Origin of the sequence: Paenibacillus sp. FSL R5-0923, assembly GCF_038009145.1 — a bacterium.
In the GTDB taxonomy this organism is placed as follows: Bacteria; Bacillota; Bacilli; order Paenibacillales; family Paenibacillaceae; genus Paenibacillus_AQ.
Genome location: NZ_JBBPAT010000001.1, coordinates 5,467,474 through 5,483,034, shown reverse-complemented (window position 1 = coordinate 5,483,034; position 15,561 = coordinate 5,467,474). Strand labels below are relative to the sequence as shown.

General features: G+C 45.9%; 12 protein-coding genes. 11 read left to right on the top strand and 1 reads right to left on the bottom strand.

Annotated elements, in window-relative coordinates; translation table 11 throughout:
• Positions 1-23 precede the first annotated feature (23 nt).
• Positions 24-1,553, bottom strand: a complete 1,530-nt coding sequence (locus MKX35_RS24715; protein ID WP_081382755.1) for a stalk domain-containing protein — start codon at positions 1,551-1,553, stop codon at positions 24-26.
• Positions 1,554-1,849: 296 nt separating this feature from the next.
• Between MKX35_RS24715 and MKX35_RS24710 the strand changes: the two genes are divergently transcribed.
• The 11 genes from MKX35_RS24710 to MKX35_RS24660 all read left to right on the top strand — a co-directional run bounded on the left by MKX35_RS24710 (position 1,850) and on the right by MKX35_RS24660 (position 15,530).
• A complete protein-coding gene (locus tag MKX35_RS24710; protein ID WP_042186703.1) occupies positions 1,850-2,473 on the top strand; it encodes a deoxynucleoside kinase in 624 nt (207 codons plus the stop codon).
• Positions 2,470-3,123 (top strand): deoxynucleoside kinase, encoded by a 654-nt coding sequence (locus tag MKX35_RS24705; protein WP_076298589.1) that lies wholly within the window; start codon positions 2,470-2,472, stop codon positions 3,121-3,123. Before MKX35_RS24710 ends, MKX35_RS24705 begins: the two co-directional genes overlap by 4 nt.
• Positions 3,124-3,466: 343 nt before the next feature.
• Positions 3,467-4,687: a collagen-like protein gene (locus MKX35_RS24700; protein ID WP_076298588.1), complete on the top strand. Its 1,221-nt coding sequence runs from the start codon at positions 3,467-3,469 to the stop codon at positions 4,685-4,687.
• 158 nt (positions 4,688-4,845) lie between these two features.
• Positions 4,846-6,255, top strand: coding sequence for an extracellular solute-binding protein (locus MKX35_RS24695; protein WP_076298587.1), 1,410 nt, complete (start codon positions 4,846-4,848; stop codon positions 6,253-6,255).
• A 568-nt stretch (positions 6,256-6,823) separates the two neighbouring features.
• Positions 6,824-8,482 carry an extracellular solute-binding protein gene (locus MKX35_RS24690; RefSeq protein WP_042186709.1) on the top strand — a complete coding sequence of 553 codons (1,659 nt, stop codon included), beginning with the start codon at positions 6,824-6,826 and terminating at the stop codon, positions 8,480-8,482.
• Positions 8,483-8,591: 109 nt separating this feature from the next.
• Entirely contained in the window at positions 8,592-9,557 is a 966-nt protein-coding gene (locus tag MKX35_RS24685; protein WP_081382754.1) for an ABC transporter permease, read from the top strand.
• A 48-nt stretch (positions 9,558-9,605) separates the two neighbouring features.
• Positions 9,606-10,484 carry a carbohydrate ABC transporter permease gene (locus MKX35_RS24680; protein WP_042126182.1) on the top strand — a complete coding sequence of 293 codons (879 nt, stop codon included), beginning with the start codon at positions 9,606-9,608 and terminating at the stop codon, positions 10,482-10,484.
• 64 nt (positions 10,485-10,548) lie between these two features.
• Positions 10,549-11,613: a zinc-dependent alcohol dehydrogenase gene (locus tag MKX35_RS24675; protein ID WP_076283241.1), complete on the top strand. Its 1,065-nt coding sequence runs from the start codon at positions 10,549-10,551 to the stop codon at positions 11,611-11,613.
• Positions 11,610-13,478 carry a hypothetical protein gene (locus MKX35_RS24670; protein WP_076298586.1) on the top strand — a complete coding sequence of 623 codons (1,869 nt, stop codon included), beginning with the start codon at positions 11,610-11,612 and terminating at the stop codon, positions 13,476-13,478. The genes MKX35_RS24675 and MKX35_RS24670 overlap by 4 nt, the downstream gene beginning before the upstream one ends.
• Positions 13,479-13,509: 31 nt before the next feature.
• The gene (locus tag MKX35_RS24665) at positions 13,510-14,577 is read left to right on the top strand and encodes a glycosyltransferase family 4 protein (RefSeq protein ID WP_081382753.1); all 1,068 of its coding nucleotides are present in this window, start codon (positions 13,510-13,512) and stop codon (positions 14,575-14,577) included.
• 47 nt (positions 14,578-14,624) lie between these two features.
• Complete coding sequence (locus MKX35_RS24660; protein WP_076298584.1) at positions 14,625-15,530, top strand: Gfo/Idh/MocA family protein; 906 nt, start codon at positions 14,625-14,627, stop codon at positions 15,528-15,530.
• The last annotated feature ends 31 nt before the right edge of the window (positions 15,531-15,561 follow it).

The following is a 15,561-nucleotide window of genomic DNA, read 5'->3' as shown; positions in this document are numbered from 1 at the left end:
GGACACCTTTTTTTGATTACTCCTTATTGCATCGTGATGGCGATGCGCTCCTCCTGTGGGAGCCACTCGACATTTGCTCCGAGCTGCTCACTTATAAAGCGAAGTGGCAGATACATCGAACCGTTTACGATGAAGGGTAGTGTAGGAAGATTCACGGATTTATTGTTCACCATTGTCGCTCCAGTTACACCGTTAATACTGATGGCGAGAGCCGGTTTATCTGTAGTGGTTCGTGTGATCATAATTTGTTTATCTATTGTTTTCGCAGCTGTAATGTTCTCTTTATAGGTAATTGTGGCTCCTAATTTTTCGAACAGCGATCGAAGCGGGACGAAATTTTGTCCGTTTCGAGTAATAACTCCATTTGAGAGTGGGATAGATTCTCCGTTTAAGGAGATCGAAATAGGCTTTTGCACTGGAACGGGCCCGGCATGGCTGAATTCATAGTCGCCATAGCCCAGCTGTGCGTCCTTATTGACGCCCCAGCCCCAGAGTGAGCCGTCTTTCTTTTGCATGATGATATGTCGTCCACCTTTCTTTAGGCTACTTACTTCTTTTTCGAGAAGTGTAAATTTTGAATCTGCGGGCATCATTTCGTTTTCAATAGAAGTTTGATAGACGTTTCCTTCCCCGGTTAATGCAACAATAGAGCGCTCTACGATGTAAGCATCAACTACATTCTTGATCCCTTTTAGAAGAATCGGTGGTTGTTCATGATAGGTTGTTCCGTCTGAAGAACCTGTAATGGTATCACCCCAGAACCATAATTGAGAGGCCCCATCAATGGCTAATAGGCTGTTCTGATTTCCTTTTAAACTTTTAATATTACTGATTCCCTTGAGAAGGGTCGCAGATAGATCTATTGGAGCTCCTTGGTTCTTGTAATAATCTTGGACTGGCCAACTCCATATGGAGCCGTCCTTCTTAAGTGCAAGATTGTTTTTGATTTGAATAATATCCGTTAAATTCTGGATGGTTTCGAAGCTTTCGAAGTCATCGCGTGTAGTAGAAATAGTTCCATCTTTCTTTAAGAACACGTAACGTGTCCAGCTCTTATGAAGATCAGACTCATAGTAACCGCCCACAGCAGCCACGTTATCGACGCCGGAAACGGGTGTGAACGCGGAGGTAGTGAGTCCATCGGACGAAAGGGGGGCGCTTAGAATCGTCCCGTCTCCCTTAAGGGCTATCGTTCTATTTCCCGTCATGAACATATCGACCAGATTGTCTAGCTCTTGAACGGGGGTCACTTTAACAGCTTCAGAGTATGCCGATGTTCTCCATTGCCAGACCGAAAGGTCTTTCTTCATTACATATTGGGAACCAAAGTATGCTTGTACCTCATTCAGGTCATGGATTTGCGTGGGGACGGAGCGATTACCGCCCCATACCCAGAAGGAACCATCTGTTTTGGTCAGATAATCCGCGCCATACGAAGTGAGGTTGGTAGTCGTGGTTGTGTTCTCTGCAGCTGCAGCTGCAGCTGCGCTTACGTTACAGGCGAGGCTTAATACTAGAAGAGCACTAACCATGCTGATCCATTTTTTTTTCATAGGAATACCTCTCTTTTTCTTATTAGATAAATTTGATATGTTCACGATTTAATCCATTATCTTACATTTAGACGCTAGAACTACTGGAAAAGTTTCTTCATATTTATCCACTCACAAGAAAGGTCTCATGTGATACAATAATTTAGTCTGTTTTAAATAAAGAAAGTATAAGTTTCACACTATACTTTATCCTTATATTTCTCGCATACACACTTACCGTCCTTATAAAGACGCCTAAGGCGTTTATGCTTGATTAGCTATTGAAAGGTTCGTATCTGAGGAGGAAGTCAGCGTCAATGAGACATGCACCGTTTATTGCAGTGGAAGGCCCAATCGGGGCTGGAAAAACAACATTAGCGTCTATGCTAGCAGAGGAGTTAAATTTACCGATCATTAAAGAGATTGTCGATGAGAATCCGTTTCTAGCTAAATTTTATGAGAACATGGACGATTGGAGCTTTCAACTGGAGATGTTTTTTCTCTGTAATCGGTATAAACAGCTTGAAGATACCGTTACACAATACATAGATAAAGGGATCCCGGTCATTTCGGATTACCATATTTATAAGAACCTGATCTTTGGAGAACGAACGCTGAATGGAACGAAACGTGAAAAGTATCGGCAAATTTATCATGTGCTTACGGATGACCTGCCAAAGCCAAATATTATCCTCTATATTAAAGCCAATTTAGATACGTTATTAACCAGAATTGAAAAACGTGGGCGGCCCTTTGAAGAGGGGATGGATACTGCATATTTGGAGCAATTAATTAAGGATTATGATGACGCGATGGCCGCTCTTGCCATTCAGGAGCCTTCGACCGTAATTATTACCATTGATGGAAATGCAGTCGATTTCGTGGAGAATCCAGAACACTTCACTGAAATTGTCTCTTATATAAAGGAGCTAATGAAATGAATTCATATCATATCCCGGAAAATGCCATAATTACCGTGGCTGGAACTGTCGGGGTGGGGAAATCCACTTTAACAGGCGCCTTGGCCAAAAGACTTAATTTTCAAACCTCGCTAGAGCAGGTCGATCACAATCCTTATCTCGAAAAGTTCTATCATGATTTTGAGAGATGGAGCTTTCACTTGCAAATCTATTTTCTTGCTGAACGTTTCAAAGAGCAGAAGAAGATGTTCGAACTCGGCGGTGGTTTTGTTCAGGACCGTTCCATCTATGAAGATACCGGTATTTTTGCGAAAATGCATGCAGATCAAGGTACAATGTCCAAAACAGATTATGAAACCTACACTAGCTTGTATGAAGCTATGGTTATGACGCCATACTTCCCGCACCCTGATGTGCTGATTTATATCGAAGGCAGCCTGCCTTCCATCCTGACTCGAATTAATGAACGTGGCCGCGAGATGGAAATTCAAACGGATGTTTCCTACTGGGAACATATGCATGGCAGATATTCGAAATGGATCAACGAGTTTACAGCTTGTCCAGTGCTTCGTTTGAACATTGATGATTATGATGTAAATGATGAGACTTCGATGTCTGATATTCTTGTGAAGGTGGGCAATGCGATTTGTAAGCCTGCTGATAAAATATAATAATTAATGGTTAGAAGCCCCCGGGATTTGGGGGCTGTTTTTTTATGAAATCAGAAAGCGAATTAAGCGATATAAACTGAGTTTGAGGGATGATTTGTAAAAATAAAAAAAGACCCAAATCATAGATATGGGTCTAATAGGGAAATGTCAGTTGTCCTAGTGATAAAATACGAAAAGCAATCCAAGTTGGTGTGGACATTGTAGTATGCTCAAGGGCGGCACCCTATAATTATAGCCCTTTTTTCTGGATATAGATTCCAGTCTAGCGAAAACTAGTTATTGGTCCATGACTAAAATTAATAAGATGCGTACACTGAACTATCTTTATAGGGAGGTGTACGTATTGAGTTGTCCAGACGATAAAAAATGTCATAAGAAAAAAATCGCCACTGTATATCCTTCGAAAAGAAAAAGAAAAGAACATCGTCGAAAAGTTATTAAGAAGATTGTACAAGTCACATGTCCTCCGCCTGAAGTGAACGTTACCACTCCAACAGTCGTTGGTGCTACAGGACCTCAAGGAGCACAAGGAATCCAAGGAGTACAAGGGGCCCAAGGAGTACCAGGACCCCAAGGAGCACGAGGAATTCAAGGAGCAGAAGGACCTCAAGGTCCCGCCGGTGGGCCCCCAGGACCCCAAGGACCGCAAGGTCAACCTGGGCCAGCGGGAGCAATGGGTCCACAGGGTGTAGCGGGACCCGTTGGTCCTCAGGGTGCGCAAGGAGTGCCGGGTGCACAAGGAGTCGTAGGTCCTCAGGGATCGCAAGGTTTACCTGGTCCTGCAGGAGCAATAGGACCACAAGGTTTTGTAGGAGCAACCGGATCGACTGGAGCACCTGGGGTACCGGGGGCAGTGGGAGCAACCGGAGCGCCAGGAGCACCCGGAGCGGCAGGAGCAACCGGAGCACCAGGAGCAGCCGGAGCGCCAGGGGTAGCGGGAGCAACCGGAGCAACTGGAGCGGCAGGAGCACCAGGAGCGCCAGGAGCAGCCGGAGCAGCAGGAGCAACCGGAGCACCAGGAGCACCAGGAGCAGCCGGAGCAGCCGGAGCAGCAGGAGCAACCGGGGCACCAGGAGCGGCCGGAGCAACCGGTGCGACAGGAGTCGCAGGAGCAACCGGAGCGACCGGAGCAGCAGGAGGAGTATTGGGTTTTGCTGATTTTTTTGCCCTGATGCCCCCTGATAATGCAGCAACTGTAGCACCGGGTACAGACGTGAGTTTTCCTCAAAATGGCCCTACCAGCGGGACGACGATTGCACGAACGGGCCCTAGTTCTTTTAATTTAGCGGCAATAGGGACTTATCAGGTGTTGTTTCAGGTTAGTGTAACCGAAGCAGGCCAACTCATCTTGACTCTTAATGGCGCAGATCTGGCCTATACGGTAGTTGGACGTGCGACAGGTACATCAGAAATCGTAGAAATGGCTATAGTGCAAACAACGGTCATTAACACCATACTGACAGTTCGGAATCCTGCTGGCAATTCCACCGCACTTACTATTACTCCTCTTGCTGGAGGAACAAGATCTGTTTCAGCTCATCTCGTTATTACACAATTAGCATAGCGAAATCTCCTACGTATAGATAATTTGGAAGTTTGCCACCTCTAATCAGGTGGCTTTTCTTATGGCATTTGCTGGAATTTCCATTTGACTTCAATTCAGAGTTGACGCAAAATAAGAGGGAGATGATGTAAATTTGAATTTTTCGGGGAGAATTGTACATGAATAATAAATCAGGTCGTCATTCCTTCCGAGAGCGACTGGATCATATGGTGGGTAAGATTCGTACGGATATCCTAAGTGGAGTGCTACAGCCAGGTGCTTATCTGCCGGCAGAGAGTATGCTAGCCAAGCAATTTGAGTTAAGCAATAAATCGGTCAGAAGAGGGCTGGATGTTTTAGTCCAAGAAGGCCTTATCGTCAAAATTGACCGTGTCGGAAGCAAGGTTATGGAGTCCGTGCAGGAGAGAATCCGTATTCATTTTGGCTGCAGTGCCTCGCTGTCCAAGGACTTTCTGCTGGATGATCTAATTGGTGAATTTCATCGACTGCATCCCGGTATTCATATTCTTCCGCTGGCGCTGAATGATTTTGACCATGTGAATTCTGCCGTAGAGATGATCAATAATGGGATGCTTGATGCCGTATCTCTGAATAGCACGCAATTTCAGGAAATGGCTGAAAATGGCTCGGCTGAGCTGCTGGAATCGCTTGATCCTGATCCTGAATTATATCCAATCGCGACTGAAGCTTTCTATCATGAAGAACAGTTGTATGCTTATCCGATTTCCTTCTCCCCCGTGGTGCTGTGCTACAACAAGGCTCATTTTCGGGAAGCGGATCTTCCTGAGCCGGATAGCTATTGGACCTGGGATGACTTGATTGAGGCGGCTCGTCAGTTGGCAGAGAAACGTGGACGCCATGCTATTTATTTTGTGCCTGCTTCCGAGAACCGTTATTCTGTATTCCTGCTGCAGAGCGGGATTCAAACCGTGGCAGACGGGACCGAGCACCGCACACTTAGTCCGGAGACGGCAAATAGTCTCAGTGTATATAGTAGGCTCGTGAACAACCATCAGATTTTCCCTAAATATCTTGCTGGCAATCATGAAGATGAGACGATTTCTTTGTTTGTCCAAGAACAAGTTTCTATGATTCTGACGACCTTTTTTAATTTAAATGAATTCAAGGCGTTAACGCTGGATTATGATCTTGCACCGTTACCTAGGCTGAAAACAAAAGATCCGCAGAAGACATTACTGGTCACGATCGGAGCAGCTGTGGTCGGAAATTCGAGACAAAAGGAAGCGGCTCGTCAATTCGTTAACTTCCTTGCTTCCGTAGAAGCGCAGAAAATTATTCGGGAACGCACAGTAAGTATTCCAGCTCGAAAGCGGATCGCTGAGATGAGTACGGCGGATCATTTGAATCGTCCTTCGAGATATCTGATGTACAGAGAGTTATTCCCAACCTTCTCCTACCTTAAAGATTTAGGACTTCCCATAGCCGTTCTAAAAAGCTTTCGTAAATTGTTGAACGCTTATTGGTCAAAGATGATTGATGAGGAAACGCTTCATGAGGAATTGAGTCTCTTAATCTCGGAACAGGATGCTGCCGATCAAAAGGTTTAAAAGGTGTTTTTCTGCGAAGGCTGTTCTCTTTAGAATATCAGTAAAGCGTGATAATGGTGCTGGTGGGCCATTATTACGCATTTTTTTAAATAAAAGCAAGCAGAAGTTGTATATGGTGCCTAATCTGTATGAGATCAGAGATGGTTTATTTAAAGCAGTTAAATACGAGTAGATTTGTAAGCGTTTTCTATTAAATTTGAGGGATTTCAACATTTTGCGACAGGTACATGTTATATAAGATCACACTTATTAGAGATATTTCTTATTATTATATTGACATCATGTAGGCTGGAAAATATAATGAAATACATCAGATATATATCAGATTAGTGAAATAATAGATCTGATACTCTGAAATGTAAATCAAAAAGAAGTCAGAACAGATGTTTTCGTCTAATTAAAGTAGAAAAGAGGCAGTTGAAAGGAGGATATCCCCTATAAAAGGTAATTTTCAGAGTGATGACTCATTTAAAAATTTATTGATGTATCGTTGATTCCTTCTGATTGATGTTAGTGAATATATCATAATGATTATCTTATTTTTTAGTTATTAATAGGGGGTTGAATTATGAATGTTGCTAAAAGGAAATTAGTTCTGCTGCTGCCTGTCCTGTTGTCATTAGTTACACTCGTATCTGCTTGTGGCGGTTCGAATACTAAGACAGGCAATACCGCAGATCCTACTGCGGAAGTTCAGAAGGCTACGCAAGCTCCCGCTAAGGAAGGTAAAACAGTAGGTGGTCTGCAGCTCCCGATTGTTTCAGATAAGCTTGAACTGTCACTTTGGTCACCCAGCGGCGGCAATTTCAGAGGAACTAATTTTAATGAGAAATTATCCTTTCAGCAAATGGAAGAGAACACTAACATTCATATTGACTTTCAGCATAGTACGGAAGCCAGTGCGGAAGCCTTTAGCCTATTGATGTCATCTGGTAAGCTACCGGACATTATCTACAATGATCTATGGGGCACGGATTCCGGAAAATATGGTACACAAGGCGCGCTGCTTCCTCTGGAAGATTTAATTGAGAAAAACGCGCCAAACTTCAAGAAAATCCTCGACGACAACCCGGATATCCGGGGACAAATTACTTCGCCTGAAGGCCACATTTTTTACCTGCCTAATCTCGTTCTTGATTCACAGGATCTCACTCAAATGTTCCCACAAGTACGGAAAGACTGGATCGATAAGCTGGGTCTGTCTATGCCGGAAACTACCGAAGATTGGTATAACATGCTCAAGGCTTTTAGGGAGCAGGATGCCAACGGAAACGGCAAGAAGGATGAAATTCCACTAGTCACAGTCAACTTGGAAAATATCATGATGTTATTCGCGCCTGCCTTTGGCGTCGATTACGGATTCTTCGTGGATAATGGTCAAGTAAAATATGGCCCGAATGATCCTAAATTCAAGGATGTCGTAACCTATCTGCATCGTCTTTACGATGAACAATTGCTTGACCCGAACTATCTGGTAGATACTACATTCCAGACCCTGACTGAGAAGGTGACTACCGATGTGGCAGGGGCATGGTTTGGTTGGTCTGGCTCCTACATGGGGAACTTTACTACCCTAATGGAGGGCAAACATCCAACCTTCAAAATTGCACCAGCCATTCCACCTAAAGGACCGAACGGTGATCAACGTCATGTCTCCTTCCGCTGGCAGGCAGCAGCACACGGATTAGCGGTTTCCTCGCGGACGGAACATCCTGAGGAAGTGATGAAATGGCTGGATTATCAATACTCAGAAGAAGGCATTCTGCTGAACAACTTTGGGGTTGAAGGCAAGTCATATGATCTGGTAAACGGAGAACCGATTTATAAGAAAGAAGTAACTCATCCGACCAATGGCCTCACGAATACGCAAGAGCTGCTGAACCATACGATCGGGGGCGGAAGCTGGGCTACGGTAGCGGATACCAGATATGCTGAACAAATCCGAGAAGCTAACGGGCAAACGGAGAATCCGCTCGAGTTATATAGTGACTATATCGATTTTGATAGCAAGTTGCCTCCAGTCCAATTCACAACAGAGGAAAACGATGTAGTTGTTCCTTTGATGGCCGATATTCAGACCTATGTAGCCGAAACAATCAATGCCATGATCATGGGGCGCCAAAAGATTGAGGACTATGACAAAGTAATGAAGCAACTTGAGAAGATGGGAATTAACGATGTGTTAAAAGAGTATCAGGTTGCATACGAGCGATTTAAAGGGAAATGATTCAACTTGTGAGGAGGTTGTCGTGGGCCGAGCGGTTCAGAGAGTGCTTTGTGACCGCTCGCCACATGACAGCTATGACTAACGCCAGTGTCCGGGAGAGGAGAACTATATGGCTGTACCTGTAAAAGTCGCTAAAGTTGAAAGCAGGAAGCTTCCGGTCAAGAGGAGTCCGATTCCCTGGAAGCGGATAGCCTCCAATCGCTATCTTTATTTCATGCTCCTTCCTACGGTTTTGTATTTTCTGATTTTTGAATACAAGCCCATGTATGGAGCGATCATTGCCTTTAAGAATTTCAACCCCTACTTGGGGATCACGGATAGTCCTTGGGTGGGCTTCAAGAATTTCGAAAAGTTTTTCGAAAGCTATTATTTTCTCAGACTGCTTAAAAATACCTTCTTAATGAGTTTCTACTCACTCATCTTCATTTTTCCTGCTTCACTTGCTTTTGCACTGCTGCTCAATGAGCTGCGGCTCAAAAAGCTGAAGTCCTTTCTGCAGACCGTGTCTTATTTGCCGCATTTTATTTCGCTAATCGTTATCTGCGGGATGATTATTGATTTCACCAAGCCCGGAGGCATTATTAACAGCCTGTTGCTTGGCATCGGCCTGATCTCGGAGCCTATTCAGTTCCTGATTCTGCCGGAATGGTTTCGAACGATCTATGTAGGTTCTGGCATGTGGCAGAGCCTGGGCTGGAACTCAATTATCTATTTAGCTGCTTTATCTGGCATCAATCCGAGCCTGTACGAGGCTGCAGTTGTAGATGGTGCAGGGCGATGGAAGCAGCTAACGAATATAACGCTGCCTGGGATTCTGCCTACGGTGTTAATCCTCTTGATTCTGAATGTGGGTACCCTGCTGAATGTGGGCTGGGACAAAATTATATTGCTTTACAATCCTGGAACGTACGTAACTGCGGATGTTATTTCAACATTTGTTTATAGACGAGGTGTGATGGAGGCAAATTACAGTTTTTCTGCCGCAGTAGGATTATTCAATTCCATAATTAACTTCACATTACTCGTTCTAGCCAACCGTATCAGCCGGAAAACAACTGAGAGCAGCCTATGGTGAGCATAAGCTTCCGATACGAGTTTTGTACGATTTTTAGGAGGGTAGACAATGGTTGTGAAACGGAGTATGGGTGAAATCATTTTCGACAGCTGCAATGTGCTGTTTCTAATCTTGTGTTCTTTCCTGTTCCTGTACCCGATGTGGTACGTGCTGGTCTCCTCATTCAGCGATGCTCATGCTATTGCTGCGGGGAAGGTAAGCTTCTTTCCGATCGGCTTTAATCTGGATGCTTACAAGCTGGTATTTGAGGATACGCGAGTATGGACGGCTTACGGAAATACTTTCTTTTATGTAATTGTCGGTACGTTAATTAATCTGGTACTAACTACACTTGGTGCTTATCCTCTGTCCAGAAAGAATCTGGAGGGGAGAAATGTCATTATGGCTTTCATAGTGTTCACGATGTTTTTCAGTGGTGGTCTAATTCCTGCGTATCTGAATGTCCGTGAGCTTGGCTTGTATGATACGCGGTGGGCGCTGCTGTTGCCTGGAGCGGTTAGTGCCTTCAATTTGATAGTGATGCGGACCTTTTTTCAGTCTATCCCTGATAGTTTGATAGAGTCTGCCAAGATAGACGGCGCCCACGATTTCAGAATTTTACTGCGGATCGTACTTCCGCTCTCCATGCCGGTTCTAGCGGTGATGACCCTCTTCTATGCGGTAGGCCACTGGAACAGTTGGTTCTCGGCCATGATTTATTTACAGGATCGGAATTTGTTCCCGCTTCAATTGATATTGAGGGAAATCCTGATTCAATCCTCTGCGCAAAATATGCTGGCCGGCGTTACCCAAGATGAGGTGTTTCGTATTAGTGAATCTATTAAATTCGCTACGATTATCATTGCTACCGTTCCCATTCTAATGATCTATCCATTTTTGCAGAAATATTTTGTAAAAGGCGTAATGATCGGTGCGTTGAAGGAGTAACAGCGATAGAAAAGATGCTGCATGTGACGGAATCGTTTCTGAAGCAGTCGGGAGGAGAAGACATATGAAGGCGGTAATATCTCAGGAAGGACAGATTCGCATGTCGGATGTTCTGACACCAGTCATTGAAGATGGATTTGTACTAGTCCAGACTGAATATTCGGCGATTAGCCCCGGAACGGAAATAATGATGAATGGCCTGCACCGTACGCAACAAATTGTACTTGGATACAGTGCAGCGGGTGTAATCCGAACACGTGGGAAAGGAATGGAACACTGGCCAGAGGGTCTTCGTGTAGCTTGTTACGGCGGACCTTATGCAAAGCATGCAGAATGGCTGCTAATGCCTCAGCATCTGATGGTGCCCATTCCTGACCATGTTAGTTCGGAGGAAGCATCAACAGTAGGACTTGGAGCCATTGCAGTACATGCAGTAAGGCAGGTTGCACCGCAGTTTGGGGAGACACTTGTTCTGATCGGTGCCGGAATTCTTGGGCAGTTGATTGCTCAGATTGCTAAGGCGGCAGGATGCCGAGTGATCGTCTATGATTTGCTTACAGAGCGCTGTGAGATGGCTGAGCGCCTTGGAATTAGACATATTGCTACTAGCCCGGAGAAGGTTAAGGAACATCTTGCTAACCTGACGGAGGGCATGGGAGCAGATGCAGTCATTGTATGCGCCGGCGGTAAAACCGGAGACCTTATTGATCAAGCGCTAGAGTGGGTACGGGATCGCGGCAAGGTACTGTTGGTTGGAGATGTTAAGCCTGATTTCTCTCGTGATCTGATGTTCGGTAAGGAAGCCCAAGTGCTGATTTCTAGAGCCGGAGGTCCCGGGCGATATGATCCTATCTATGAGCGGAAGGGGATCGACTATCCTTACGGCTACGTGCGATGGACGGAAGGTCGTAATATGGCTGAATATATTCGGTTAATCTCTGAAGGGGACATTCAGGTGAAGCCGTTGATTAGCGCGATATTCCCGGTTGAACGCTGTGAAGAAGCCTTTCGGCGTTATGCAGAGGACCCCGTGGATCTGTTGGGAGCGGTCTTAGCTTATCCTGCAGCAGTCTCTGGATGTGAAACGAAGGTGAAGGAACAACTGACGAAAGAAGGCGGGAGCAGATGAAGGCGCTGCGGATCGGTGAACCACTGAATGGTCTGGCGGTTTGGGCCTCAGCTTATGGAACATGGCAAGGGGCAGACCGGATCTACGCTGTTTCTTCCGGAAGTCCTTGTATCTTATTTGTTCTAGACCCGAGCGGTGAACAAGCGGTGAAACGGTATGCGCTGGAAGGCTCGGATCATTGCTGGGGTGTAGTCTTAACAACCAGCGGAGTGTATATCGGGGGAAGTGGCATTTTGTACAGGTACACTCATGAGAATGGTGTGGAGAACCTGGGTGAGATGATTCCCGGTGAATTCTATACGTGGCGGTTGGCAGCAGATACGCAAGGCAGGATCTATGGGGGATGTTATCCTGGGGGGAAAGTGTTCCAATATGACCCAGCGACAGCAGTGTTTAGGGATTACGGTGCTATGGTTGCAGGAGAACAGTATGCGCGTTCTATGGAAGCATGGAACGGTAAGCTCTATGTGGGAGTTGGTACACAAACCCCGCATATTGTTGTACTGGATACGGAGACGGGAGAACGCTCGGAAATCAGGCTACCAGATGAATGTAAAGGCGAGCAACTGGTGTATGACTTGAACATCGTTCAGGGCAAGCTTTTTGCTCGAATTACACCGTCTGCACGGTTGTACATTTATGATCTGGAACTGCAGGAGTGGGGAGACACTTTGGATCATGTGAGTGGACTTAGTGTTTCGCCGCCGGATGAGCTGGGAAATGTGTATTTCATTAAAGATGACTATTTGCAGCGTTATGATGTCCGGACTGGAAGCCTGTTCGTTACTTCACTAGCTATGCCGGAGCCTGCAGGTGATTATGGCTGGCTGAATAACCATGCTCTAAATCGGAAAGAGCGCTGCTTAACGGGTGTATACAGGGACGGGAGTTGCTGGATTTACGATCCGGCGACGGATCGGTATACGGTCAAGGACATCGGCCTGCAAGGTCAATCGGTCCATTTGCAGTCTATGACCTATGGACCTGATGATGCTCTCTATATCGGAGGGTATTTCGCAGGTGGACTGGCCAGATTCGATAAGGCAGCCGACGAGATCATTTCATATCGGGGCATTGGTCAGACGGAAGGCATGCTTGCTGGGAGCGATTGTCTTTATCTAGGTGTATATCCGCGAGCGAATATTTTCAAATATGACCCGAATGAAGATTGGAAGCCGGGAGAGAATCCAGAGCTGCTATTTTCCTTACAGAAAGAGGAGCAGGACCGCCCTTTTGCTTGGGCTTGGGCAGGAGAAGAGATCGCAATTGGAACAGTTCCTTCCTATGGTCGGCATGGAGGAGCGTTGACACTGTACAATCCTGCGAGCGGTGCACGTGAGGTGTTCAGAAATCTTTTGCCGCTGCAGAGTGTGGTGTCCTTGACCTGTAGAGATCAGCTGTTGTTTGCTGGAGGGTCCGTCTGGGGTGGACTTGGGATTGCTCCTCAGCGTGCGGATGCCTCTCTAATGATTTGGGATATAGAGAAGCGCTGCAAAGTATGGGAAGGTGTACCGGTGCAAGGGGAAAGGGCTATTTCTGCTTTGGTTCTAGATGATGCAGGGCATCTTTGGGGTTTGACGGCGGGACTGTTATTTCGGTTCGATCCACAGCTGAAGCAAACTATAAAGACTTACTCATTGTTCCCCATGGACTGGAATGTAGTGACTCATTTTTGGCGCAGTGGTAATGAACTGCTTTATAAGGAAGGCATGTTGTACGGCGTGTCGATGAATCGCTTGTTCAAGTTTAATATGCGGAATGAGGAGCTTGAGGTGTTGGATGACGATGCGCGGCTGCTGGCAATGGACCGTGAGGGTGATCTATTTTTTGCAAGAACTACAGCATTGTATCGGATGCACAAGTAAGGTCTGCACTATCCTTGGCGAAGGGTGAGGGATGATGAGAATCTTATATTTTTATAAATTCTGTATTCTAGGTGGGGTAACCACTCAACTTGCAAATAGACTTAAATTTTTGCGGCACCACTCGGAAGTGCATTTTGCTTTTTTGGAAGATTACGGCGGGGCAAGCGCTTTTGATGGATACGAGCATGTCCGAATTCTGGGGACGGTTGAAGAGATTAAGAGCTACATGGAAGTCTATGATTTCGATGTCATTATTACTATTGATACTTACGAGCTGTATGAAGCGCTTGGGCCTGTACAAGAGGGGAAGGTTATTATTCATGAGGTACATACCACCTATTCCGAACCCCTGCAGAAGTTGGCCGCAACGAAAGATAGTTTGCCTTTTCACTATGTGATCACTCCCTCCGCTTACATGAAGGATTATTTGGACGGTATCGGCATAGCGGGTGCTTATCATATTAATAATTGCCTGGATACCGATTTGTTCCGATATGAAGCGGGTATTGAGCAGGAGCCTGCCACTATTTTGTGGGTGGGTAAACTGGATGATCACAAGAACTGGTCGTCCTATTTGAACATTGCTGGAAAGCTGAATGCCAAGATGCCAGAGCTGCAATTTATGCTTGTTGGGGGATATACTGCTCCCGACGAGATCAAGAAACAGCTGATGGTAAAGGTAGAACAGCAGGGGATTAAGCATTTCAAGTGGATTCCCAAAGTGGATTACGATGAGATGCATCGCTATTATTCATCGGTTGCGCAGAATGGTGGGTTATATATTAGTACCACGACCAATGAATCTTTTGGGATGACCGTACTGGAGGCGATGGCCTGCAGGTGTCCGGTAGTGGTTCCGAGTGTAGGGGCGTTGCCGGAATTATTGGATGGTCCGTTAAGTGTTTCCCTATACGAATCAGGCAATGAAGAGGAGTGTGTGGACAGATTGAGCGCACTGCTGGAGCAGAATAGTCTGAGGGAAGGCTTGAAGTCATTGGGAGAACAGAAAGCTAGAACTGCTTACAGCATCGAACAAGTGGGAAAAGAATACATGGAACTACTTGAACGTTTCAGGGAAGAACGTTTAATTCTTAAATAAGTGGATCACTCCATGGGGCTGTCAACCGAATAAGAGGTGTTGTTGAAATGGAAAAGCTGCAGATCGGTATGGTAGGAATGGACACTTCGCATAGCAGGATTTTCGCGGCGCTGCTAAATGATGAATCTCATCCGCTTTATATTCCGGGTGGCAGGTTACACTGCGGTTATCCGGGGGGTTCTCTTGATTTCGAGCTAAGCTATTCACGTGTGAGACCGATTAGCAGTGAATTGCAGGAGCGCTATGGGGTTGAATTGCTCGATTCTATAGAAGAAGTTGCGGAGAGATCCCATGCGATTCTATTGACTTCTGTAGATGGGAGAGTGCACAAGGAACAATTTGCGGTGCTGGCTCCTTACGGAAAGCCAGTATTCATTGACAAGCCGTTAGCGGTTTCTTCTGAAGATGCGAAGGTGATTGTGGAATTGGCGGAGAGGTATGGAACGCCATTTTTCTCCAGCTCTATGCTACGTTTCGGTGGACCGCTGGTAGCCCTCTTAGAGGATGAAAGTGCAGGTGCTATTCTAGGTGCGGATTGCACTGGACCACTCGATCTTCAGCCGACACAACCGGGGTTATTCTGGTATGGTATACACGCTGCTGAGATGTTATATGCCGCCCTTGGAGAAGGTTGCCATTCGGTACGTGCCGTCAGTAACGATACGCAAGAATGGGTAGTCGGCCAGTGGAAGGACGGGCGAATCGGGACGATCCGCGGAAACCGTACAGGCGGCTCTGATTTCTATATCGTATTGCACCGTCAACGGGGGAGTAACGGAATTAACGCGCTCGGAGCAAATTACAACGCAGGACATCAGCAATTACTGAAGAAATTTATAGCTATGGCGCGAGGGGACTGTCCACCAGTACGATCTTCCCTAACACTAGAGTTGATTCGCTTCATCGAAGCGGCCAACGAAAGCCGGGTAAGCGGTGCTGATGTTCGTCTGTAAAGGAAAGCACAATCTGAAAGGAGTGTAGTTT